Genomic DNA, 24,078 nt, shown 5'->3' with positions numbered 1-24,078 from the left:
TTTGGTCCGACACATCTGTACGCGAACAGGGTTGACGTACCAAAAGTGGTGAGCCGCCGAGCCAGCAGCTGTCAGCCGAACGCAGCTGCGTCAGCGACGCGTCACGGCGTCACGGCGTCACGGCGTCACGGCGTCACGGCGTCACGGACCGAGCGTCCCCCACAGCGCGGGCTGGCCACACAGCTCGCGCCGACCTCACCGCACGCGCCGACCACCGTCGGTCGGCGAAGCCGACCTCGATCGGATGGTCGAAGGCGGCAGAGACCTGCTCGGAGGTGAGCACCTCGGCGATGGGGCCCGCCGCGGTCAGTCGGCCGTCGGAGATGAGTGCGGCATGCGAGGTGGTCTCGGGGATCTCCTCGAGATGGTGGGTGACGAGCACGGTCGCCAGTTCCGGTGAGCGCACGGAGAGGTCGTCGATGGTCTCGAGCAGCTGTTCGCGGGCGGCGACGTCGAGGCCGGTGGTCGGCTCGTCGAAGAGCAGCAGCTGCGGATCGGCGATGAGGGCGCGAGCGACGAGGGCGCGGCCACGCTCGCCCTGGGACAGCACCTTCCACCCGGCGTCGGCGCGGGCGGACAGCTCCACCTCGGCGATGCGGGCCTCGGCCCTCGCGAGGTCATCGTCGCTCGGTTCCCAGCGCATCGGGCGTTCGATGGTGCCGGTCAGCCCAGTGAGGACGACCTCGGTCACGGACAGGTTCGAGCGCAGCGGGTGGCGCGGGTTGACGTGGCCGATGAGGCGGCGCAGCGCGGCGAGTTCGACCCGCCCCATCCTCTCGCCGAGGATGTCGACCGTTCCCGAGGTCGGGAACACCTGCGCCGAGGCGAAGCTGAGCAGGGTCGACTTTCCGGCCCCGTTGGGTCCGATGAGCACCCAGTGCTCGCCGGCGGCGATGCGCAGATCGATCCCGTGCAGGATCTGAGTCTGCCCACGTCGGAACGTCACATCGGCGATGTCGAGGACGGTCTCGGCCACGTCGCACTCACCTTTCGCATCATCGTTCACAGGCTCTCCCGGCGGGAGGCTACTTGAGCCCGGGCCGCTGTCTGCGGCTGGGCCCATTCGATTCTAGGACCCCTTTCGCCGAGGCGGCCGCCGCCCCGAGATACCGACGTTCCACATCCTGGATCTGGGTTCGCCGGCGGATACCACGCCAGCTCAGTTGACTGCCCCGCCGGTTCAGCCGGCAGTCTTGTCGATTTCCCCGAGGCTCGTGAGGTCCTTCGTGAAACCGTGGATGCCGATCTCCTCGGCTTCGAGTGTCGAGTCGAAGAGCGGGGTGTAGCCGTTCTTGAGATAGAGGCGAACGGCCTCGGGCTGGCGGGGTCCCGTGGTCAGATACACCTGCGTGTAGCCGAGCCGGAGGGCTTCGGCCTCGAGTTCGGCCAACACACGGCTGGCGAGCCCTCGACCAAGATGGTCGGAGTGCGTCCAGATCCGTTTGAACTCGGCAGTGGACTCATCAAAGCGCATGAATGCTCCGCCCGAGATCGGTTCTTCGTCTTCGAGCAGGTGAATGAATGCCCCGGTGGGAGCCGCGAACGCCTCAGGAGGATAGCGCAGGATCTCGGTCCGCGCGGGCTGTTCGTGGACGTCTCCGTACCGCTCGTCGTATTCGCGCTCGAGGTCATCGAGCAGCGGAGCCCCGAGCGGATCGTCGTAGGCGATGCGGACGAAGCGCTGCCGAGAATCGGGCGCAGAAGAGGACGCCGAGGCGGTCGCAGGTACGGTCATGAGCGGATCCTTTCGCGAGTTCACCGGTGCAACGCTTCGAACTGCTCGCGATGTTCCCGGATGTCACGATGGTCACAGCCCCTCAGGCCGACCGTCTCCCCGCCGCTTCACACGGCTCAAGCGTGCTCCGCCGGAGCGGAGATCTCACGGCGCAGGATCTTGCCGGTCGGCCCCTTGGGCAGTTCGTCGACGATCCACACATTGCGCGGGTATTTGTAGGCGGCGATGCGGTCCTTCGCGAAGGCTCGCAGCGCCTCGGCGTCGACGCTGCTGCCGGCCTTGAGCGCGACGGCGGCACCGACCTCCTCGCCGAGGTCGTCGTTGGCGATGCCGATCACGGCCGCCTCGGCGACGGCCTCGTGTTCATACAGTGCCTCTTCAACCTCACGCGGGTAGACGTTGTAGCCGCCGCGGATGATGAGGTCCTTCTTCCGATCGACGATCGTGAAGTAGCCGTCGGCGTCCTGTTCGGCGAGGTCGCCGGAGTGGAACCATCCGTCGCGGATGGCCTCCTCCGTCGCAGCCTCACGCTCCCAGTAGCCCTTCATCACGGGCTCGCCCTTGACCGCGATCTCGCCGACCTCACCCACGGCGACGTCGTTGCCGTCATCGTCGACGAGCTTCATCTCGACGCCGCGCACGGGGACTCCGATGGTGCCGGTCTTGCGTTCCATTCCCGGCTGGTTGAAGCACGCCACCGGCGAGGTCTCGGACAGCCCGTACCCTTCGAGGATGATGCAGTCGAAGGCGGACTCGAAGTTCTTCATCACCTCGACCGGCATCGCCGATCCGCCGGAGATGCACGAGCGCAGGCTGGACACGTCGAAGGACTCGCGACCCTCGGCATGAAGCATGCGTGCGTACATCGTCGGCACACCGATGAACACGCTGACCTGCGCACCCTGGATGGTCTCAAGGGCTTCGATCGGGTCGAAGCGCGGGATGAGGGCGAGGCAGGAACCGCTGAGCACGGAGGCGTTGAGTCCGCAGGTCAGGCCGAAGCAGTGGAACAGCGGCAGGCAACCCATGACCATATCGGTCTCGGTGAGGTGGATGAGCGTCTCAGCGGTCACGGCGGCGTTGGTCATCATATTGAAGTGGGTGAGCTCCGCACCCTTGGGCTGACCGGTGGTGCCCGAGGTGTAGAGGAGCACGACGGTGTCGTCGTCGGCGCGGGACACCACCTCCGCAGTGGGATCGAAGGCGGACAGCTGATCGGCGAAGTCGGCGGGGTCGACGCTGACGCATTCGATGCCGACGGCGGCCGCAGCCTTGCCCGCCTCGCCTGCCATGTCCTTCCATGCGAAGACGATCGCGGCGCCGGAGTCCTCGAGGTAGTACTCCACCTCGCGTGCCTTGAGCAGCGGGTTCATCGGTACGACGATCGCACCGACGGACAGCGCACCATAGAAGAGAACGGGAAATTCGAGGACGTTCGGCAGAACGAGTCCGACACGGTCGCCGGGTCCGATTCCCCTCTGCGTGAGCAGGGTCGCAACCCGCTGGGCACGATCCTGCAGCTGCGTATACGTCAGCGCAGTATCGCCGAGGCGGACGGCAGGTCGGTCACCGTGTCGGCTCGCGGTGACGGTGAGATTGTCGGCCAGGTTGGTCATGGCTTCCTCCAGGCTTGATTCGTTCGTCTTTGATCGGCTCGGTGCTGGTGCAATCGGAACCACCACTGGTTGTGGTCCCAGCACAGGAGAAGAGTCGGCTCCGGACCGGAATCGACTTCCGCCGTTCGGCCCTATATCGCCCACTCTGCCGCTGTCGGCGACCGTGGACAACGGGATGTACGACAGAATCGCGAGCCGTCACTTGTGGCCGAACAACAAGAACAGATCGTATGCTGATCGTATGGTCGCAAATCCGCTTGTCTTACGCATCGTCGATCGTGTCCGCGCATCGCTGCCGGCCACGGTCCAGCGGTCGGTCAGCCGCACCTGGCGGGAGGTGCCTGCCTATCCCCGCAGTCCGGACAAGAGCCTCGCCGAGGACCTCACCGCACACACGTACACCGTCTTCGAAGCCGCACTCACCCCTTTGGAGGAGGGACGCCGCGCCACGGCCGAGGACTTCCCGATCACCGCCTCCCAGGCCAGGCGCCGGCTGCGGCAGGGTGTGACACTGCCGGACTTCCTCACCGGATTCCGGATCGGTCAGGAGACCCTGTGGGAGGCGATCGTCGACGCCTCGGACTCCGAACAGGAGACCCGCGACGAGGCGCTGCACATCGCCATCCACGTCATGAGCGTCATCGAGGTCGGCAGCTCCGTCGGGGCGGTCGCCTACCTCGAGACCCAGCAGCTCGACATGGCCGAGGGCGACCGGGTCCGCCGCGACCTCGTCGATGACCTGCTGTCGGGCCGACGTCTGGCACCGGGGCCCAGCGCCGACCTCGCCGAGGTGTCCGACCTCCGCCCGGATTCGCGCGTGCTCGTCGCCACGGCCACCTCACAGACGCCGCTGCGTGATGATCGGGGTCTGCGCGAGGTCGTCACGGCCCTGCGCTCGGTCTTCGACGTCGGCCGACGCGGCATCGCCGTGGTCCTCCAGGACCAGATCGTCGGCATCACCCCGGTGACCTCCGACGGGTCCACCACCCTGGCCGATCTCGAACGGGTCCATCAGGAGTTGGCCCGCCACGGCACCGACCTGTGCGTAGGCACGTCAACCGTCCACGAAGGCCTCGACCGAGTGCCCGAGGCATACCGGGAGGCCGTGCTCGCCCGGGAGAGCCTCGATGGGGCCCCGGGCGTCCGGTCGCTGCACGTGCTCACCCCGCTCGACTATCTCGTCACCCTCGACGACGAGGTGGCCCACCGGCTCATCCGTCCCGAGCTGCGTCGCTTCGTCGAGGACGACCTCGCCGCGGGCGGGGTCCTCATCGAGACGCTGCTCGAGTACGCGGCCTGCGATCTCAATGCGAAGCTCGCGGCCGAGCGCCTCCACGTGCATGTGAACACCGCGTACTACCGCGTCGACTCGGCGGCCGAGCGCACCGGCCGCAATGTCCGCAGCTTCACGGATCTGCAGGAGACGATCGTGGCCATCCGCATGCTCACCGCCCACGCCAGGACCCCGTCCCACAGATGAGGAATCCCCGCGCCGAGGTGATCCCGCCCTGATCCCGGGCGCTCACACCCGAACAGCGAAACCCCGCGCCGAGGCGGCACCTCCCAGATTTCGGGAGGACCACCTCGGCGCGGGGTTCGGTCCGGCTCAGGCCGGTCACTGACCTCAGACGCCGGCCGGGACCTGTGCGGGAGCCGGCAGCACGAGAGCGTAGCCGTGTTTGGCCCAGTCGTTGTCGAGGCTTTCGTGGACGGACTTGACCTGCGTGTATTCGGCCAGGGCGTCGGGACCGAGCTCCCGGCCGATGCCGGACTGCTTGTAGCCGCCGAACGGGTTGAACGGGAAGCCCGCGTGCCAGTCGTTGACCCACACCGTGCCGGCTTCGAGTTCGGCGGCGACGACGCGGGCACGCTCGGAGGAGCCCCAGACTCCGGCGGAGAGTCCGTAATCGCTGTCGTTGGCGATCTCGACCGCCTCGGCCACATCGTTGTAGCCGATGACGACGAGCACGGGTCCGAACACCTCTTCGCGGGCGATGCGCATGTCGTTGGTGACATCGGTGAACACGATCGGCGGCACCCACGCACCGTTCTCGAACATCTGCCCCTCGGGAAGGGTTCCGCGGTAGGCCAGGGTCGCTCCCTCCTCGGCGGCGATCTGGAGGTAGCGCTCGACCCTGGCCTTCTGGTCGGCCGAGGCGACCGGGCCCATGTCCGAGGCGGGGTCAGTGGGATCGCCGATCCGCACGTCCTTCAGACGGGTGATGAGGCGGTCGACGATCTCGTCCTTGCGGGAATTGGGTACGAGCAGTCGGGTGCCGGATTCGCACACCTGGCCGGAGTACATGAGGAACGCGAAGATCGAGCCGTCGATCGCGGCGTCGAGGTCCGCATCGTCGAGAATGATGTTCGGTCCCTTGCCGCCGAGTTCGAGGGTCACCTTCTTGAGGTTGTCGGCGGCTGCGCGCTGCACGGACTTGCCGACTTCGGTGGATCCGGTGAAGCCGATCTTGCGCACGTCCGGGTGTTCGGCGAGGCGGGCGCCGACGGTCTCACCGGGACCGGTGATGACGTTGAGGACGCCGGGCGGCAGGCCTGCCTCTTCGGCCGAGCGGGCGAGTTCGAGCAGGGTCAGCGGGGTGTTCTCGTCGGCTTTGAGGACGAAGGTGTTGCCCGCTGCCAGTGCCGGTCCGAGCTTCCATCCCGCGAGGACGAGGGGGAAGTTGAAGGGTACGATTCCTGCGCAGACGCCGATGGGTTCGCGGCGGATGGTCGCCCGCGAATCCGGTGACTCGGGGGCCAGCGGATTGTCCTGTTCGGGGGTGAAGCCGCGGGCCATGCCTGCGAAGACTCGCAGGTTCGCGGTGCCGAGTCCGATGTGGAAGGCGCCGGCGGTACGCACGGTGACTCCGTTCTCGGCGGTCGCCAGGGCTGCCAGTCGGTCGGCCTTGGCCTCCATGCTCGCGGCGATCCGATCAAGGATGTCTGCGCGCTGATCAGGCGTCATGTTCCACCAGGTGCCCTCTTTATGAGCGGCGGCGGCAGCGGCGACTGCGGCATCGGCGTGCTCGACTCCGCCGAAGGCGACTCGGGCGGCGGTCTGGCCTGTGGCCGGCGAGGTGATCGCATGGGTTTCAGGGGTGTCGACCCACTGGCCGTCGATGTACATGCGGTAGCTGGGGATCTCGGTCATGCCGGAACCTCCTCTTTCTGCGTGGTGGGGGTGGTCGCCTCGGCGACGGTGGTTGTGGTGGTGCCGTCGGACCCGATGAGGTCGGCGGCCTTCTCGGCGATCATGATCGTCGGGGCGTTCGTGTTGCCGCGCACGACGGTCGGCATCACCGAGGCGTCGGCGACGCGCAGACCTTCGACGCCGATGACTTTGAGCTCAGGGTCGACGACGTGGCCGATCGAGCAGGTCGAGGTCGGGTGGTAGAGCGTCTGGCCGACCTGGCGGGCGAATTCGAGCAGCTCCTGGTCGCTCGTTCCGTCCGGCACGATGTGGTCGCCGGAGATGACCTTCTGCATCGCCGGCTGGGAGGCGATGCTCAGCGCGATGCGCAGACCGGCGAGGATGCTCTGCTTGTCCTCATCGGATCCGAGGTAGTTGTGGAGGATCCGCGGGGCGACGTGTGGGTCGGGCGAGCGCAGGGTGAGCGTTCCGGTGCTCGTGGGTTTGAGCACGCAGGGTCCGGCTGCCAGGCCCTGGACCGTCTGGGCGCCCAGTCCCTCCTCGGCGAAGAGGCAGGGGGTGGAGTGGAACTGCACATCGGGGCCATTCAGCCCGTCACGGGTTTCGAAGAAGCCGCCGGCCTCGCCGATGTTCGAGGTCAGGGGGCCGCGGCCTTCGGTCTGCAGGAGTTCGGCGTTGGCCGGAGAGACGGCGGTCTTGAGCGTTTCGAGTTCGGTCGTGTAGTTGAGCATGACCATATAGTGGTCCTGCATCCGTTCGCCGACCGGCAGGTCCGCGACCTCCTCGATGCCGAAGGCGTCGAGCTGGGCGGCCGGTCCGACTCCGGAGAGCAGGAGCAGGTGGGCCGACCCATAGGCACCGGCCGAGAGGACGACCTCGCGTTCGGCGCGGATCTCCTCGATCTCGCCGTAGCGTTCGATCTCGACGCCGACGGCGCGCTGTCCCTCGAAGACGACCTTCCGGGCGTGGGCGTCGGTGATGACGGTGAGGTTCTTCCGGTCCGCCACCGGGTGCAGGTAGGCGACGGCGGTGGAACAGCGCATGCCGCCTCGCTGAGTCGTCTGGAACCGGCCGACGCCGAGCTGCTCGCCGGCGTTGAAGTCCTCGTTGTGCGGGTAGCCGGCTTCGACGGCACCGTCGACCCAGGCGTCGCACAGCGGATTCATCGACCGGCTCTCGGACACGGTCAGCGGGCCGTCGGCTCCGTGGAAGTCATCAGCACCGCGTTCATTGGACTCGGCCTTGCGGAAGTACGGAAGCACCTCGTCATAGGACCAGCCTTCGGCACCGTCGGCGGCCCACTGGTCGTAGTCGGCCTGGTTGCCGCGCATGTAGATCATCGCGTTCATCGAACTCGACCCGCCGAGCATCTTGCCGCGGGGAAGGTAGGCGCGGCGGCGGTGGAGTTCGAGTTCCGGTTCGGTGTCGAGATCCCAGTCCCACTGGCTCTTGAACAGGGTGCTGAATGCGGCTGGGATGTGGATCTCGTCGGCGGTGTCGGCGGCTCCGGCTTCGATGAGCGCGACCTTGACGTCCGGGTCTTCGCTCAGTCGTGCGGCCAGCACACATCCGGCTGATCCTGCTCCTACAACGATGTAGTCGTACATGATGTCCTCACTGTTGCGTCATTGCTTCTGTGCAATTCGAGTGTGGTGCAGAACACAGCAAGGATGCTTCGTCAGTCGACCCAGACTTCACGGCCGTCGATTGTGACCGAACCACAAATGGTCCCCGATCCCCGGGGAGGGGGATCGCTCCAGGTCAGCTCGCCTAGGCGGCCCACCGACAGCCGGTTCCCCTGAGTCTGCGGTCGGCTCCCGGACATGCACGGGCCATAATGGAGGCATGCACAACGGCGCCGATTCGAATGAGGACCTCCGCGAGGAGTATCGCATCAAGATGCGCGGTCGGCTTCTGCGCCGGTCGGCTTCGTTCAATGTCGCCCATGCCGTCGACAGCCTCGAACCGGGCACGGGCGCACAGAGCATCCAACGCGCGCTGACGCTGCTCAACCTCGTCGGTCTCATCGCCGGAGAACGTCGCGAGGGGGCGAGCCTGTCAGAGCTCGCCTCGATCAGCGGCCGCCCGAAGGCCAGCGTCCACCGCATGCTCCAAGCGCTGATCACCATGGGCTATGTCGAGCGCCTCGAAGAGGGCGGATACCGCCTCGGCGTGCAATCGCAGATCCTCGGCCAACTCGCACAGAAATCAGTGGATCCGCTGGTCACAGAATCCGAGTCGAGTCTGCTGCGTCTGGCCGAGCTCAGTCAGGACACCGTGTTCCTCACCCTGCGCACCGGCAGCTATTCGATCTGCGCCCGCCGCGAGGAGGGCTTCGGCGAGATCTTCAACAACGCCCTGTCCGTGGGCGACCGACACCCGCTGGGCATCGGTGCGGGATCGTTGGCGATCCTCTCCGAGCTCTCCCCCGCCGAGGTGGACGCCCAGTTCGAGGCCAACGCCGAGATCCTCGCCGAGAGGTATCCGAAGGTCTCCGTTCCTCACCTGCGCGACATCATCGATCAGGCCCGAATCGACGGCTTCGTCCACAACCCGGGGCTCTTCGCGAAGGGGTCGTGGGCGGTGGCGGTGCCGCTGCGCATCCGCGGCTCCCGCCCGCGTGCGGCACTGTCGATCGCGTCGATCGCCGACCGCATCACCGGTTCACGGGTCGAACGTCTCGTCGCTCTGCTGCGCCGGGAGGCGAAGGCCATCGCCGAGGCGCTGAGCTCCCATTCCGATCCGGCCCCGGACGCCGGTGACCTCTGAGGTGAGCCACGGGCGGTGTCGGGTAGCGTGAAGGGCATGCCAGAGACTTCCGCCTCCCCGATCGTGTCCCTGACAGTCACCGAGCTGCGGGACCTGTGCATCCCAGCAATCGCCGCGGCCGGCGGGTCACCCGCACTGACGCAGTCCTTGGCGGAGGCGACAGTGGCAGCCGAGCGACGGGGCAAGACCGCCGTCGGCACTGCGCATCTCTTCGACTACCTCGACGGGCTCGAAGCCGGTCGAATCAACGGGCAGGCGAGTCCGACGGTATCGAATCCCCTGCCTGCCGCTCATCATGTCGATGCCGATCGAGGCATCGCGCAGCTCGCCTTCGACGAGGTGGTCGAGGCCTTCGCCGCGTCCTCGGCGAAGTTCGGCATCTCCATCCTCAACATCGCCAATGCCTTCACCGCCGGGGAGCTCGGCTACTATACGAGCCGACTCGCAGACCATGGCCTGCTGGCGATCGCGGGAGCCGATTCGCCGGCACTGATGTCGCTGTTCGGATCGACGCGCGCAGCCACCGGGACAAACCCCTACTCCTTCGCCGTCCCGCACCCCGACGGTCCACGCATGTTCGATCAGGCGAGCAGTGAGACCGCATGGGTGAAGATCCGTCATGCCGCGGACCGAGGAGAACCGATCCCCGAGGGGTGGGCGCAGGACCCGAACGGGTCGGCCACGATCGATGCAGAGGCTGCCCTCGCCGGTTCCCTGCTGCCGTTCGGTGGGGTCAAGGGCAGCAATATCGCGCTCATGGTCGAACTGCTCTCCGTCCACGGCGGAGGTCGTTTCTCCGTCGATGCGCCTGCTTTCGACAGCGGCGAGGACAGTCCGGGCACTGGACTTTTCGTCATCGCGATCGCCGCTGACGCCTTCGACCCGGGCTACACCGATCGCATCGCATCGCACCTCGACCGGCTGAACCGCGACTTCGGCATCGACTTCGGCCGGAAGCGCAACCTCGAGGTCATCGAACTCCCGGCCGAAGTGCACGCGCGTCTCGTCGAGAAGACGAGGCGCTGAGCCTCAGCCCGGCAAGCGCGCTCTTGATCCGGTCCCTGGCATCGGGGTCGGTGTCGGCCATCGGACGCCGAGGTGACCCGACGGGTTCGCCCTGGAGTTCGAGTCCGGTCTTGACCGCTTGGATGAAGGGTTCGGAGATCATCGCGTCGATGACCGGGTAGAGCCTCTTCCACTCCTGGAGTGCCCCGGCCAGGTCGCCGGCCACGATCTTCGCAGAGACGGACACGATCTCGGCCGGAACGACGTTCGCGGCACCGGCGACCATTCCGGCGGCACCTTCGACGAGGCCGGAGTAGATGTAGGAATCCCAGCCGATGAAGGTGCCGATGACGTCGCTGTGGTGGTGGATGAGCTTGAGTCCCTGTTCCCAGTCCGCGCTGGAATCCTTGATGTACCGGACGTTGGGGATCTCCTCGGCGAGGGTGAGGACTGTGTCCGGGTCGAGGTTGACCCCGGTGGCTCCGGGGATGTTGTAGAGCATGACGTCGATGTCGACGGCAGCGGCGACCGTGCGGATGTAGTCGAGGGTCTCGGCCAGGGTGAGCGGCTCGTAGTAGGGGGTGACGATCATGAGCACGTCGGCACCGGCGGCCTGCGCGGCCTTCGACTGGCGGATGGCCTCGCGGGTGGTCGTCGCCCCGGTCTGTGCGACGACGGGGACGCGGCCGGCGGCACGGTCGATGACGAATTCGACCATCGTCTCCCGCTCCTCGGCGGTCATCGTGGCGAATTCGGCGGTCGATCCGCCGACGACGAGTCCGTCGACTCCGCCGTTGATCGAACGGTCGACGATGCGGCTGAGAACGTCGAAGTTGATGTTCTCCTCGGCGTCGAAGGGGGTGGTCAGGGCGGTGAGGACGCCGCGCAGTTGAGTGGTCATGATGCCTCCGAGTTCGTCGATGCTGTGGTTGTCGCTGTGGCTGATGGTGTTGGGGCGCTCATGTGGCGGGTGTGCGGGGTGATCCCCGTCGTCGTCTCCCGCGCCGAGGCGGTCCCCTCATCGTGGCGTGGCGGTTCGTTCTCGTCGGGGTGCTGGACCGGGTGGTGTCGCCTGGTCTGCCGCGCGGTGGCGAGGATGTTCGCGGCCTGCTGGGCGGCGGTGAGCCCGGAGCTGATCGCCGTCTCTGTGTACAGGGTTCCGAGGTAGTCGCCGGCGAGGAACACCCGCCCGGACAGGGAGGTCAGTGCCGGTTGGAGCTTCCCCCGGCGGGGGAAGCAGTACGGTGCTCCCGTCCGCCATCTCTGCACCTGCGCCTCGGCGACCATTCCGGCGAAGCCGGGCAGCACCTCGTCGAGGTCGGAGATGTACGTGTCGAGGATGTCCGCATCGTCGAGGTCGAGCAGCCTGCGGGCCAGGCTCGCCGGTGAGAACGTCATGATGCTGCCGCCGGGCTGGCGTTCGGTCTCGGTCCCGCGGACGATATTGCCCTGGTTCATCACGACGTTGAAGGAGCGCTTCGGGGTCGCGATGCCGTACGCGCCGTCCCATGGCTGCGGTTCCGTCTCATTCGTGAGGAACGCCGCCGAGACGTAGGGGCCGTAGACGATCTTGCCGAGTGCCTCACGCTTGTCCTCCTGCAGGTCGACCGCGACCCGGTGGGCGACGGTGGCCGGGGTGGCGAGGACGACGGTGAGCGCTTCAATCTCGTGGTCGATGTCGTCCTGCCGGTAGCGGACGACGACGTGGTCCTTCTTGTGGACGATCTCCTGGACCTTCGCGTCGAGGCGGATGTCCTCCTGCAGCGGGGCGGCGATCGATTCGACGAGGTTGGACGGCCCTCCGCTGATGCTGCGGTTGAGTCCCTGGCCGATGTTCCACACGAGGCTGAAGTAGCCGATGCCGGCACCGGCGGCGAGTTCGTCGGGGTCGGCGGCCGAGCGGGTGATCGTGGGTCGGAACATCGCCTCGGCGTCTTCGGAGAGTTCCCCGATGTAGTCGGCGAATGACCGGTCGTTCTCGAAGTCGTAGATGCGCTGCTGGCGGGCCTCGGCGGTCTCGTTCGGGCGCAGGCGCACGGCCTGGGCGTAGCGGAGGACGTCGGCGGAGACCTTGGCCCCGGCCTTGACCATGGAGACTCGGTCCTTCATCGCCATCGGGATCCGGAACGGATAGGACTGGACCGGACCGTTCAGAAGCAGCTTGCCGTTCATCGAGATCGCCGACAGGGACCCGGGGATCTCACTCGTGCGCGTCTCGGTCTCAGTGATGAGTTCGTTCGTCGATGACTTCCCTCCGGCGAACATATGTCCGCCCCAGTTGAGGAAGTATCGGCCGCGGTTTTCCGAACGAATCCGTCCGCCGACTCGATGGCTCGATTCCAACAGCGTGATATCCCAGTTCCGCAGCCGCCAAGCCGCGGACAGTCCCGCGAGTCCGCCTCCGACGATGACCGCATCCTTCATGGGGAACACCCCCTTAATCGCACGCGCCGATGCTCCGTCGCATCGGCTCCTGCCCACACTCTAAAATGTGATCACATTAGTCGGCAAGAGCTTCTCGGCGTCGATTTCGACCGTTTCCTTGACCTTGCCCCAGGGGCAGGCCCTTCAGTGGAAACCAGCGGGTCCGCGACTCGTGATCAACAGGACGACCACCCGAAGGAGCATCACCATGACACTCGACATCTCCGTGCAGCAGCGCCCAGAGATCCCCTATATCGGGATCCCGTTCACCGCTCGATTCACTGAATTCGGCGCTCCAGATGGCCCCAACGACACGATCCCCCGGATCTATCAGTGGCTCGCGGAGCATGAGACCGCCCCCGCGGGCGGGCCACTCTACGTCTATCGATTCGTCGGGGACCCGAGCGACCCCGTCGATCTCACCGTCGGCGTTCCCCTCGCCGAGGCGGTCACCCCCTCCACCGGACTGCAGTTGGGCTACCTGCCCGCCGGGGTCTACGTCGTCGGCCGCCATGTCGGTTCACCAGACGGAATCCCCGCCGCCCAGGAGAAGATCCGAGTGTGGGCCGAGGCCGAAGGACGAGATCTGAGCACCCCGGTTGACGCAGACGGTATGCCGTGGACCGGCCACGCCGAGCACTTCCTCACAGACCCGAGTGAGGAGCCCGATCCATCGAAATGGGTGACCGAGCTGCTGTTCATGACGGTATGAGAGGGGAAACGCTCGGCAAACTCCGACGACCGCTGGCCTATACTCGCCAAGATGAGGGAGCGCACCGTCGAGCTGAGCAGGAGGCACGGATGACCGGTCACCTGTCGATCGGCGAATTCTCCACCGCCACCTGGCTCTCGCCGAAGGCTCTGCGGATCTATGACAGCAACGGACTGCTGTCGCCGAACTCCGTGGACCCGGTCACCGGGTACCGCAGGTACAGCAGGGATCAGGTCAATACTGCCCGGCTGATCTCGATGCTCCGGCGCATCGATATGTCGCTGGTTGAGATCGGCGACCTGCTCACCTTGCCTGCCCACGACCGGGCGGAGATGATCGCGCGTCATCGCGAGGCGGCATCAGTCGAGCACGACAGACGACAGACACTGGCACGATTCCTCGAACACGCCGTCGACCGCGGGTCTCTCGACGGTGATGAGCAGCCACCGGTTCCGGGGTACGACGTGAAGAGCCGCAGGTCACCGAGGCTGCCGGTACTGACCTCGACTCGCCACACCTCAGCCAAGGAGCTCCCGGAGGTCATTCATACATGTGCCGACCGACTCATCGCGCTTGCGAGTGATCGCGGCGGAATCGCCGGCCCCCTCTTCGTCATCTACCACGGCCAAGTCGGTTGGGAGTCGGACGGCCCTATCGAGATCTGCGTGCCCATTCGTCACTCGGAACGGGCACATCGCGTCGAATCCGCCCAGACCCAGCTGTTCACTCCCGTGCGCCGCGCAGACGTGCAGTTCCCTCGGATCCTCGGAGCGTTCGACGCCGTTGCGACTCGAGCGAAGCAGCTCGGACTCACCCGGTCGGGTCCGCCGCGGGAGTTCTACGCTCCGTTCACCGCCGGACAGGTCCCCGACTGCGAGGTGGTGCTTCCGGTGCACGCAGACTGAGCCCGGTCCTTTCGGAACGCCGCTTCCTCAGTTCAAGCACGGTTCGCCGTCAAGGACTTCCAGCAAGCCCGCCGGCTTCAGCCCTGCCGCGGGCGGCGACTCAGTTCTGCTTGTCGAGCACGCTGCGGATGCGCACGATCGCATCGGACAGCGAATTCTCAGCAGCCACACGGGCCGCCTCGGCGTCACCGGCATCGACGGCGTCCATCAGGCGGCGCTGATGCTCGAGCAGCGACTGAAGGTCGCCGGATTCGAGCGCCCGGCGAGCGCCGACGAGCTTATAGGCTCGGCACCGCAGCCACAGCATCCGGATGGTGTCGACGAGAACGGGATTGCCGACGGCGGAGTAGATGACGGACAGAAGCTCTTCGTCATGGTCGAGGTACGCCGCGGCGTCCCCGGCCGCGAGCGCGGACTCCATCGCTGTGAACTCCTCGTCGAGTCGCGCCCGTCCCACCTCGTCCAATGCCTCGACGCCATTCACCGTCGCCTCGACCTCGAGCAGCAGGCGCACGGCGTAGATCTGCAGAAGCTCCTCGGCGGTGAAGGCCTTGACGATCCCGCCGCGGTGCGGGCTGGTCTCGACGAGCCCGACCTCCTCGAGCCGGGCGATCGACTCGCGCACCGGCATCACGGACGTGCCGAGCTCGGCGGCGAGCTGGCGGATGCGCAGGCGATGACCGCTGGGATACTCACCGCTGAGGATCTTCGCCTGCATCGCCTCGAACACCTGATCACCGATGCGCACACCGGGTTCACCTGCGGACTCAGTCATGCTCGTCAGTCTAACCTCGCCGAGGCGGCGCACCCCGGTGCCGGCAGAACGAACGCATCCCACGCCGCCTCACCGCAGGACGACGGTCCTTCTGCCTGAGAGGAACACGCGGCCTTCGCAGTGCCACTTCACAGCGTTCGACAACGCCTTGCACTCGGCATCGCGACCGGCTGCCACGAGGTCCTCGGGCGCGAACGAATGGTCGACCTCGACGAGCTGCTGGGCGATGATCGGGCCCTCGTCGAGTTCGCTGTTGACGAAGTGCGCGGTCGCACCCACGGTCTTCACTCCCCGCTCCCACGCCTGGTGGTAGGGCTTGGCGCCCTTGAACGAGGGCAGGAACGAGTGGTGGATGTTGATGGCCCGACCGGTGAGCTCGCGCGCCAGGTCATCGGAGAGAACCTGCATATAGCGGGCCAGCACGACGAGATCGACCTCGAAACGATCGACGAGCTCAAGCAGCTTCGCCTCCGCCTCGGGCTTCGTATCCTTCGTCACCGGGATCCGGAAGAACGGGACGCGGTGCCATTCGACGAGCTCACGGTGATCTGGATGATTCGACACCACCGCCGCGATCTCGATCGGCAGTTCGCCGATCTGGGCGCGGAAGAGCAGGTCATTGAGGCAGTGCTCGAACTTCGAGACCATGATGAGCACCCGACGCTTCTCACCCTGCGGCCACAGCTGCCAGGTCGCGTCGAACTCCTGCCCGATCGATTCGAAGTCCGCCCGCAGCGCTTCGATGCCGTTGCCCGGCTCCGCGGAGACGCTGAAGTCGATGCGCAGGAACAGCCGCTGCGCATGCTGATCATCGAACTGCTTGAGTTCCTTGATGTCACCGCCGTGGGTGAGCAGCGCCCCGGTCACCGAGTGGAGGATGCCCGGGCGCTCGTCGCATTCGAGGGTGAAGATGAAATCCTGCATGTCCATGTCTTCCTGTTCAGTGGTGTGAAAGTGAGAGGGGTGGTGCACAGAGACCCGAGGGCGGTCAGCATTCGACGACGTTGACGGCCAGACCGCCCCGCGAGGTCTCCTTGTACTTCGATTTCATATCGGCACCAGTCTGCCGCATCGTCTCGATCGCCTGATCGAGACTGACCCGGTGAGTGCCGTCGCCGTGCATCGCCAGGCGGGCGGCGTTGATCGCCTTCACCGAGGCGATCGCGTTGCGTTCGATGCACGGAACCTGGACGAGTCCGCCGACCGGGTCACAGGTCAGCCCGAGGTTGTGCTCGAGACCGATCTCGGCGGCGTTCTCGACCTGCTCAGGTGTTCCGCCGAGGACGGCACACAGTCCCGCGGCAGCCATCGCACAGGCCGATCCGACCTCTCCCTGGCAGCCCACCTCGGCGCCAGAGATCGAGGCATTGCGTTTGAACAGGATCCCGATCGCCCCGGCGGTGAGCAGGAACTTCACGACGGCGTCATCGGACATGTCCGCATCGGTGACGAAGCGATCCATGTAATGGAGCACCGCGGGGATGATCCCCGCGGCCCCGTTCGTCGGGGCCGTGACGATCCGCCCACCCGAGGCGTTCTCCTCGTTGACGGCCAAGGCGTAGAGGTTGACCCATTCGAGGGCGTCGAGCGAACCGGAGGCCTTGTACTCGGCGTCTTCGAGCTTCGCAGCCAGCTCCGGGGCCCGCCTGCGCACCTTGAGCCCGCCGGGCAGAGTCGTCTCCTCCCGCGTGCACCCGTTGTGCACGCATTCGCGCATCACCGCCCAGATCGCCAACAGCTTCTCCCGCAGCTGCTCATCCGTGCGAGTCACACGTTCGTTGACGGCCATGAGCTCGGCGATGCTCAGTCCGTGCTCCCGGCAGCGGGCGAGGAGCTCATCGGCCGTGGCGAACTCGATCGTCTGCTGCTTCTCCCCCGCGGCGGTGTCCTGCTGCACTGCCTGTTCGGAGGCCTCGATCGTCTCGGCGGCGTCCTTGTCGGCCGCGAGCTCCTCGGCGGTGACGACGAAACCCCCGCCGACTGAGTAGTATTCGCGCTCGATGACCTCGTCGCCCGCCTCGGCGCGGATGAGCATCCCGTTGGGATGGCCGGGCAGGTTCTTCCTCAAGTGGAGGACCAAGTCGGTCTCGGGTTCGAATTCGATGACCAGGCGCCCGCCGAGGTGGAGCTTGCGTCGGCTCTTGACCTCCTCGACCAGCGGGCCCACCTGGTCGGGGTCGAGCGTCTCTGGATCGAAACCGCTCAACCCGACGAGCACCGCCGAATCCGAACCGTGCCCGATGCCGGTCGCGGCCAGCGAACCGTAGAGTCCGACGCGGACCCGGCGGACCCGGTGCAGGAGACCCTGCTCTTCGAGTTCATCGACGAACCGCAGTGCCGCCCGCATCGGCCCCACCGTATGGGAGGAGGAGGGGCCGATGCCGATCGAGAAGAGATCGAGGACCCCGAGTGCCATCAGCCGCTCCCCTCCGCGGCGCCGGCACCCGCTGCATCGACCTCACCGACGAGGAACTCGGCCATTCCGTCGAGCATCCAGCGGACGGCGAAGTCCGCGAAGCTCGCCCGCGGGTAGACACGGTATTCGAGCACCGAGGAGTGGTGGAGGATGACCGGGACGGGTCCCAGCGCCGTGACGATCGCCGTTCCCACACCGAAGGCGCGCGGATGGAGGTCGGCACGGCAGCTCTTCTCGAGCACCTCCCGGGCCTTCGAGCCCGACAGCTGGAGAATCGTGCGGTTGGCGGAGAGGTCGACGGCCTGTCCGGGCAGTCCTTCGAGTCCCGCCTCGGCGACGAGCGTCTCGCCCGGCTGCTGCTGCCGGGAGACGTCGACGGCGAGGAACTCGTCGGGGCTCAGCCACAGGATGTGCAGTCCTGCGCTGTCTCCGGTGACCTCACCGACCCGACCCGGCAGCGGCAGGCCGAAGGCGTCTTCGAGAGCACGCCCGGATGCCGAATCTGGATGCGCCCGCAGACCGAGTTGGACGGAGAACGGCAGCTCGCGCAGGGCGACCCGGCGACCCCCGGCGGCACTCGCATCGACCATCGCCTCGGACAGATGCGCTGCCGGGGAGACCCGGAGGTCATCGAGGGATTCGGGGGTGACGAGGGTGTCAGTGGAATAGGTGGTGTCAGCCATCGCGGCGGTTCCCTTCCGGATCGTAGAAGACGGGCGAGGTGATCTCGACGTCGACCAGGGTGTCCCCCAGCGGGGATTGGACGACCTCACCTTCTCTGTTGCGGCCGTTCTCGACGAGGGCGAGCCCGATGGGCCGGTCGAGCGACGGCGAGATGTAGGACGAGGTGACATGGCCGATCATCGGCACCGGTCCCTCCTCCGGGGTGACCGGGGTGCCCGAGGTGATGAGCTGGGCGCCTTCGGCCAGACGTGTCGTCCCGTCGACCGGGAGCACGCCCACGAGGTGCTTGCGGTCCTCCTTGACGTTGTCGGCCCGGGTGTAGGAGCGTTTGCCGATGAAGTCCTTGAGCTTCGAGACGATCCACTCCATGCCCGCATCCTGTGGGGTCACGGTGCCGTCGGTGTCCTGGCCGACGATGATGAAGCCCTTCTCGGCACGCAGCACGTGCATGACTTCGGTCCCGTACGGGGTGATGTCGAACTCGGCACCCGCCTCGGCGACGGCCTCCCAGACGGTCAGACCGTAGAACGTGTCGACGTTGATCTCGAAGGCGAGTTCGCCGGAGAACGAGATCCGGCAGATCCGTGCGGGGATGCCGTTCGCCAATGTCGTCTCGCGGAAGCCCATGAACTCGAAGGCCTCGTTCGACACGTCGAGGTTCGGGGCGAGTTTCGCGATGACGTCGCGTGACCGGGGTCCGGCCACGGCGACGGTCGACCACTGTTCGGTCACCGAGGTGAAGACGACGTCGAGTTCGGGCCATTCGGTCTGGTGCCATTCCTCGAGCCATTCGAGGACGGTCGCCGCTCCGCCGGTGGTCGTCGTCATGTAGTAGCGGTCCTCGGCCACGCGCAGGGTCACGCCGTCGTCGAAGATCATGCCGTCGGGTTTGCACATCAGCCCGTAGCGGCCCTTGCCCACCTTGAGCTTCTTGAAGCCGTTCGTGTAGATCTGGCCGAGGAACTCGCCCGCATCCTTTCCGCGGATCTCGATCTTGCCGAGCGTCGAGGCGTCCTGGAAGCCGACGGATTCGCGCACGGCCTTGCCTTCGCGCAGCACCGCCGCGTCCATGTCCTCACCCGGCTTCGGGTAGTACCAGGGCCGCTTCCACTGGCCGACGTCTTCGAATTCGGCGCCGTGGGCGACGTGCCAGGGGTGGATCGAGGTGACTCGGGCCGGGTCGAAGAGTTCGCCCTTGCGCCGTCCGGCCAGTGCCGCGAACGGGACCGGGGCGAACGGTGCGCGGAAGGTCGTGTGTCCGACCTGTCCGAGGTCGTCGGCCTTCCCCAGCACCGAGGCGATCGCGCCGATGGCGTTGACCGCTGAGGTCTTGCCCTGATCGTTCGCCGTCGAGATCGAGGTGTAGCGCTTGATGTGCTCGACCGAGCGCATGCCCGCGCCCATGGCCCGCTGCACGTCGGCGACGGTCTGGTCACGCTGGAAGTCGATGAAGTGCGTGGTCAGGTTCGTGTGATCGTCATTCGCCGAGGTGACCAGCCACAGCGGGCGGGCCGGAGCATAGGCCATCGCGGAGGCCGCAGGGACGCTGAGCGCGGCCGGGAAGCCGGTGCGGTTCGCAGCCTGGTTGCCTGCCTCGGCGCCCTGACGCAGTGCCGATTCGAGGGAATAGTCCCCGGTCACGGCTCCGACGGTGAACTGGTCGCGGACGGGGGTCGTGGGCACGAAGGCCGCGATGTCGGTGTTCCAGTGGATCTTTCCCCTGCGCTGGCCGTGCAGGTGGATGACCGGCGAGTGTCCGCCGCTCACCGCGAGCAGGTCGACGGCGATCTCTTCGCTCTCAGCAGCAGCGACGCCGTCGTCGTCGAGGGAGGCGACGGTGATCGCGCTGATGCGACCCGTCGGCCCCTCACCGGCGGTGCCGGTGACGGCGGAGCCGAGGATGAGGCGGGTGCCTGTGGCCGCGGTGACGGATTCGGCCACTGCCGAGGCGGTCGGGCGGGAGTCGATGACCGCGGGAACGGTGATGCCTGCCGCGTGGAGGTCGGCCACGAGGTCGTAGGCGGAGTCGTTCGTGGTCGCCACGGCAACAGTCTGTCCTGCGGCCACGCCATAGCGGCCGAGGTAGGTGCGCACGGCCGAGGCGAGCATGATGCCCGGGCGGTCGTTGTCGGCGAAGACGATCGGACGGTCGTGGGTGCCGGTGGCAAGCACGACCTGGCCGGCGCGGATGTGCCAGACCTTCTGGCGCACTCCGCGGCCGCCGGCGGCGGCGACGGCTTCGGTGCGGTCTTCGAGGGCGACGAAGTAGTTCGAGTCGTAGCTGCCGAAGACCGTGGTGTTCGGGACGTAGCTGAGCTCTTCGTGCTCGGCGAATCCGGCGACGGTGGATTCGACCCAGTCTGTGGCGTCCTGGCCGTCGATGGTCTCGGCGGTGGCCGGTCCTGCCGAGAGCAGGGAGCCGCCGGGCACGGACTGGTCATCGAGCAGCAGCGTGCGGGCACCGGACTTGCCGGCTTCGCGGGCGGCAGCGAGTCCGGCAGGGCCGGCGCCGACGATGAGGACGTCGGTGTGCACGTGCTTGTGCTCATAGGTCAGTTCGTCCTGGCCGGGGTCGAGGATGCCGAGCCCGGCGAGGTAGTCGGCTTCGAGTCCCTCGACGATGGCCACGCGGGTGGCGGGCAGCATCGACTCGGAGACATCACCGGGGAACCGGGAGTGCACGCGGACGAGCGCGTTGGACTCCTCGACGCCGGCGCCGAGGACGCCGCGGGCCCGGCCGAGGTAGGTGGAGTTGCCGCAGTCGATGCGGCCTGCGGCGATGAGCGCGCTGGCGATGGTGTCACCGGCGAAGCCCGAGTAGGTCGCTCCGTCGACGGTGAAGTCGATCGGACGGCTGGTGTCGATGCCGGTGGCACCGGGCAGACGGGTGGTGTTCGTCATCGAACCTCTCCTTGAGTGTCGGGACGGGGCGATCCCATCGGGTAGATCGCGGTGAAGTCGTAGGTGGCCGTGTCGCGGACGGCGTTGAACCATTTCCGGCAGCCGGCACTGTGGCTCCACATCTCGGCAAAGGCACCGCGGTTGTTCTCACGGTAGAAGAGGTATTCGCCCCATTCCCTGTCGGTCAGGGCGTACGGGTCCTCGGGGTAGGGAACGTGCGCCTGTCCGCCGTAGTGGAATTCGGTTTCGTCCCTCGGCCCGCAGTTCGGGCAGTGGATGAGCAGCATGTCGGTCCTTTCAGTCCGGTGCGTCGACTCGCTCAGTGCGCCACGGCGGCGGCGCCGTGTTCGTCGATGAGGTGGCCGGTTTCGAAGCGGTCGAGGGCGAACGGGGCGTTGAGCGGGTGGGGTTCGTCGTTGGCGATGGTGTGGGCGTAGGTGAAGCCCGCCGCAGGGGTTCCCTTGAAGCCGCCGGTGCCCCAGCCGCAGTTGGCGTAGAGTCCCTGGACTTCCGTCTTCGACACGATCGGTGAGGCGTCGAGGGTGACGTCGACGTTGCCGCCCCAGGTGCGCAGCACATGGGCGCGGGCGAAGATCGGGAAGAGCTCGACCGCGGCCGCCAGCTGCTCCTCGATGACGTGGAAGCCGCCTCGTTGACCGTAGCCGTTGTACGAGTCGACGCCGGCGCCCATGACGAGTTCGCCCTTGTGCGCCTGGGACACGTAGACGTGGACGTGGTTGGACATGACCACGGTCGGGTGCACGGGTTCGAAGAGTTCGGAGACCAGCGCCTGCAGCGGGTGAGTCTGGATCGGCAGGCGGATCCCGGCCATATCGGCGAGCACCGAGGAGTCGCCGGCCACGGCCAGCGCGACCTTCTCGGTGGCGATCGGTCCGCGGTTCGTCTGCACGCCGACGACCTTGTCGCCGATGCGTTCGATGCCGGTGACCTCGCAGTTCTGGATGATGTCGACACCCATCTCATCGGCCTTGCGGGCGAAGGCCCAGGCCACATGGTCGTGCTTGGCGATGCCGGCGCGCGGCTGGTAGGTCCCGCCCATCACGGGGTAGCGCAGGTCGTCGCCGATGTTGATGATCGGGCAGACTTCCTTGACTTGGCTGGGGTCGAGCCATTCGGCGTCGACGCCGTTGAGCTTGTTGGCGTTGACGCGGCGCTGGGATTCGCGAACGTCCTGGAGGGTGTGGGCGAGGTTGAGCACGCCGCGCTGGGAGAAGAGGAAGTCGTAGTCGAGTTCCTCGGGAAGCTGCTCCCAGAGCTTGAGAGACTTCTCGTAGATCGCCGCGGATTCGTCCCAGAGGTAGTTCGAGCGGATGATCGTCGTGTTCCGGGCCATGTTGCCCCCGGCCAGCCACCCGCGCTCGAGGATGGCGATGTTCGTCATCCCGTGGTTCTTCGCCAGGTAGTAGGCGGTGGCCAGGCCGTGTCCGCCGCCGCCGATGATGACGGCTTCGTAGGACTTCTTCGGCTCGGGGTTGCGCCACAGGAAGTCGGGGTGTTCGGGAAGCTGGTCTGCCATCAGCGTGCTCCGATCTCGGTGAGGGTGGGGTACAGGGGGTGGTCGTTCGCCAGCCGGGTGACGCGTTCGCTTAAGGAGGCGATGGTCTCGGGGCTCGCTCCGTCCTCGTTCGTGCCGGCCTTGAGCACCTCGGCGATGATGTCGGCCCCCTCGGCGAAGGCTCCGGATCCGAAGCCGCGACTGGCCAGGGCCGGGGTGCCGATCCGCAGACCGGAGGTGACCATCGGTGGTCGGGGGTCGTCGGGTACGGCGTTTCGGTTGACGGTGATCCCGATCTGGGCGAGCAGATCTTCGGCCTGTGCGCCGTCGAGCACGGAGTTGCGCAGGTCGACGAGGACGAGGTGGACATCGGTGCCTCCGGTGAGCACGGAGATTCCGCGGTCGGCGACATCGGGTTCGGTCAGGCGGCGAGCAAGCTCCGCAGCACCGGCCAGGGTCCGCTTCTGCTTGTCGACGAAGGTGTCCGTGGCGGCCAGGCCGAAGGCCACGGCCTTTCCGGCGATGACGTGTTCGAGCGGCCCGCCCTGTTGCCCGGGGAAGACGGCGGAGTTGATCTTCTTCGCGATGTCCGCATCGTTGGTGATGATGATGCCGCCGCGCGGTCCGCCGAGCGTCTTGTGCGTCGTCGAGGACACGACGTGGGCGTGCGGAACGGGCGAGGGGTGGAGGCCGGCGGCGACGAGACCGGCGAAGTGGGCCATGTCGACCATGAGGTAGGCGCCGACCTCATCGGCGATGCGCCGGAACTCAGCGAAGTCGAGCTGCCGGGAGTACGCCGACCAGCCGGCGACGATGAGCTTCGGCTGGTGCTCCTTGGCCAGACGTTCGACCTCGTCCATGTCGACGCGGCCGGTCTCGGCATCGAGGCCGTAAGGGACGATGCTGTAGAGGCGACCGGAGAAGTTGATCTTCATCCCGTGGGTGAGGTGGCCCCCGTGGGCGAGGTTGAGTCCGAGGACGGTGTCGCCGGGACGGATGAGGGCGTGCATGACCGAGGCGTTGGCCTGGGCGCCGGAGTGCGGTTGGACGTTCGCATACTCCGCGCCGAAGAGGGCCTTGACGCGGTCGATGGCGATGCGTTCGATCTCATCGACGTGTTCGCAGCCGCCGTAGTAGCGGCGTCCCGGGTACCCTTCAGCGTATTTGTTCGTCAGCACCGATCCCTGTGCTTCCATGACTGCCGCGGCGGTGTGGTTCTCCGAGGCGATCATCTCCAGCCCTTCGCGCTGCCGGGCCAGTTCAGCGTCGATGAAACCGGCAATCGAGGGATCGAGTTCGGCGAGGCTGGTGTTCAGCTCGACAGGTTGGCGGCTGGCAAAGGTCTCGGTCGTGCCGGCTTCGGCGGGGTTTGCGAGTTGCTCTGTCATGGATCTCCTTCGATCGGCCGACGAACCCTTTATTCGGGTTGATCGTCAACTAATATATCAGATGCGTTCCTGTAGTCTAGA

General features: G+C 66.7%; 20 protein-coding genes. 5 read left to right on the top strand and 15 right to left on the bottom strand.

Going from position 1 to position 24,078, the window contains the following annotated elements; genetic code table 11:
* Positions 1–133: 133 nt before the first annotated feature.
* The 3 genes from EB835_RS03990 to EB835_RS03980 all read right to left on the bottom strand — a co-directional run bounded on the left by EB835_RS03990 (position 134) and on the right by EB835_RS03980 (position 3,351).
* Positions 134–976, bottom strand: a complete 843-nt coding sequence (locus EB835_RS03990) for an ABC transporter ATP-binding protein (RefSeq protein WP_240688531.1) — start codon at positions 974–976, stop codon at positions 134–136.
* A gap of 204 nt (positions 977–1,180) precedes the next feature.
* Positions 1,181–1,735, bottom strand: a complete 555-nt coding sequence (locus EB835_RS03985; RefSeq protein WP_135808159.1) for a GNAT family N-acetyltransferase — start codon at positions 1,733–1,735, stop codon at positions 1,181–1,183.
* Between the two features lie 116 nt (positions 1,736–1,851).
* Positions 1,852–3,351, bottom strand: coding sequence for a long-chain-fatty-acid--CoA ligase (locus tag EB835_RS03980; protein WP_135808158.1), 1,500 nt, complete (start codon positions 3,349–3,351; stop codon positions 1,852–1,854).
* A gap of 241 nt (positions 3,352–3,592) precedes the next feature.
* Here EB835_RS03980 and EB835_RS03975 point away from each other — a divergent pair, with 241 nt between their 5' ends.
* A complete protein-coding gene (locus EB835_RS03975) occupies positions 3,593–4,831 on the top strand; it encodes a PucR family transcriptional regulator (protein ID WP_135808157.1) in 1,239 nt (412 codons plus the stop codon).
* 144 nt (positions 4,832–4,975) lie between these two features.
* Here the strand turns inward: EB835_RS03975 and EB835_RS03970 are convergent, their stop codons facing one another.
* Positions 4,976–6,502, bottom strand: a complete 1,527-nt coding sequence (locus EB835_RS03970) for an aldehyde dehydrogenase family protein (RefSeq protein ID WP_135808156.1) — start codon at positions 6,500–6,502, stop codon at positions 4,976–4,978.
* Positions 6,499–8,109 carry a GMC family oxidoreductase gene (locus tag EB835_RS03965; protein WP_135808155.1) on the bottom strand — a complete coding sequence of 537 codons (1,611 nt, stop codon included), beginning with the start codon at positions 8,107–8,109 and terminating at the stop codon, positions 6,499–6,501. The genes EB835_RS03970 and EB835_RS03965 overlap by 4 nt, the downstream gene beginning before the upstream one ends.
* Before the next feature lie 238 nt (positions 8,110–8,347).
* Between EB835_RS03965 and EB835_RS03960 the strand changes: the two genes are divergently transcribed.
* Both EB835_RS03960 and EB835_RS03955 read left to right on the top strand, forming a co-directional pair.
* Positions 8,348–9,271: an IclR family transcriptional regulator gene (locus EB835_RS03960; RefSeq protein ID WP_135808154.1), complete on the top strand. Its 924-nt coding sequence runs from the start codon at positions 8,348–8,350 to the stop codon at positions 9,269–9,271.
* Between the two features lie 36 nt (positions 9,272–9,307).
* A complete protein-coding gene (locus tag EB835_RS03955; protein WP_135808153.1) occupies positions 9,308–10,297 on the top strand; it encodes an Ldh family oxidoreductase in 990 nt (329 codons plus the stop codon).
* Here the strand turns inward: EB835_RS03955 and EB835_RS03950 are convergent.
* Positions 10,242–11,177, bottom strand: coding sequence for a dihydrodipicolinate synthase family protein (locus tag EB835_RS03950; protein ID WP_135808152.1), 936 nt, complete (start codon positions 11,175–11,177; stop codon positions 10,242–10,244). The genes EB835_RS03955 and EB835_RS03950 overlap by 56 nt on opposite strands.
* Positions 11,174–12,700 carry a protoporphyrinogen/coproporphyrinogen oxidase gene (locus EB835_RS03945; protein ID WP_135808151.1) on the bottom strand — a complete coding sequence of 509 codons (1,527 nt, stop codon included), beginning with the start codon at positions 12,698–12,700 and terminating at the stop codon, positions 11,174–11,176. Before EB835_RS03945 ends, EB835_RS03950 begins: the two co-directional genes overlap by 4 nt.
* A 208-nt stretch (positions 12,701–12,908) precedes the next feature.
* Between EB835_RS03945 and EB835_RS03940 the strand changes: the two genes are divergently transcribed.
* Complete coding sequence (locus EB835_RS03940; RefSeq protein WP_135808150.1) at positions 12,909–13,412, top strand: GyrI-like domain-containing protein; 504 nt, start codon at positions 12,909–12,911, stop codon at positions 13,410–13,412.
* Between the two features lie 89 nt (positions 13,413–13,501).
* The gene (locus tag EB835_RS03935; RefSeq protein ID WP_135808149.1) at positions 13,502–14,317 is read left to right on the top strand and encodes a MerR family transcriptional regulator; all 816 of its coding nucleotides are present in this window, start codon (positions 13,502–13,504) and stop codon (positions 14,315–14,317) included.
* A gap of 100 nt (positions 14,318–14,417) precedes the next feature.
* On the opposite strand, the gene EB835_RS03930 is transcribed toward EB835_RS03935, so the two are convergent.
* From EB835_RS03930 to glyA, 8 genes are all read right to left on the bottom strand, one after another.
* Entirely contained in the window at positions 14,418–15,092 is a 675-nt protein-coding gene (locus EB835_RS03930; RefSeq protein WP_205749861.1) for a GntR family transcriptional regulator, read from the bottom strand.
* Between the two features lie 69 nt (positions 15,093–15,161).
* On the bottom strand, positions 15,162–16,016 hold the full coding sequence (purU, locus tag EB835_RS03925) for a formyltetrahydrofolate deformylase (RefSeq protein WP_135808210.1): 855 nt from the start codon (positions 16,014–16,016) through the stop codon (positions 15,162–15,164).
* 64 nt (positions 16,017–16,080) lie between these two features.
* A complete protein-coding gene (locus tag EB835_RS03920; RefSeq protein WP_135808148.1) occupies positions 16,081–17,508 on the bottom strand; it encodes an L-serine ammonia-lyase in 1,428 nt (475 codons plus the stop codon).
* Entirely contained in the window at positions 17,508–18,191 is a 684-nt protein-coding gene (locus EB835_RS03915) for a sarcosine oxidase subunit gamma (protein WP_135808147.1), read from the bottom strand. Before EB835_RS03915 ends, EB835_RS03920 begins: the two co-directional genes overlap by 1 nt.
* On the bottom strand, positions 18,184–21,093 hold the full coding sequence (locus tag EB835_RS03910) for a glycine cleavage T C-terminal barrel domain-containing protein (RefSeq protein WP_135808146.1): 2,910 nt from the start codon (positions 21,091–21,093) through the stop codon (positions 18,184–18,186). Before EB835_RS03910 ends, EB835_RS03915 begins: the two co-directional genes overlap by 8 nt.
* Complete coding sequence (locus EB835_RS03905) at positions 21,090–21,380, bottom strand: sarcosine oxidase subunit delta (RefSeq protein WP_135808145.1); 291 nt, start codon at positions 21,378–21,380, stop codon at positions 21,090–21,092. Before EB835_RS03905 ends, EB835_RS03910 begins: the two co-directional genes overlap by 4 nt.
* 32 nt (positions 21,381–21,412) lie before the next feature.
* A complete protein-coding gene (locus tag EB835_RS03900; protein ID WP_135808144.1) occupies positions 21,413–22,630 on the bottom strand; it encodes a sarcosine oxidase subunit beta family protein in 1,218 nt (405 codons plus the stop codon).
* Positions 22,630–23,997, bottom strand: a complete 1,368-nt coding sequence (gene glyA, locus EB835_RS03895; protein WP_135808143.1) for a serine hydroxymethyltransferase — start codon at positions 23,995–23,997, stop codon at positions 22,630–22,632. Before glyA ends, EB835_RS03900 begins: the two co-directional genes overlap by 1 nt.
* Positions 23,998–24,078 lie beyond the last annotated feature (81 nt).

This window comes from Brevibacterium sp. S22 (genome assembly GCF_004745485.1).
Taxonomy (GTDB): domain Bacteria; phylum Actinomycetota; class Actinomycetes; order Actinomycetales; family Brevibacteriaceae; genus Brevibacterium.
Note: the sequence above shows the minus strand (reverse complement) of the source record. Positions and strands in the feature narration are given on the sequence as shown.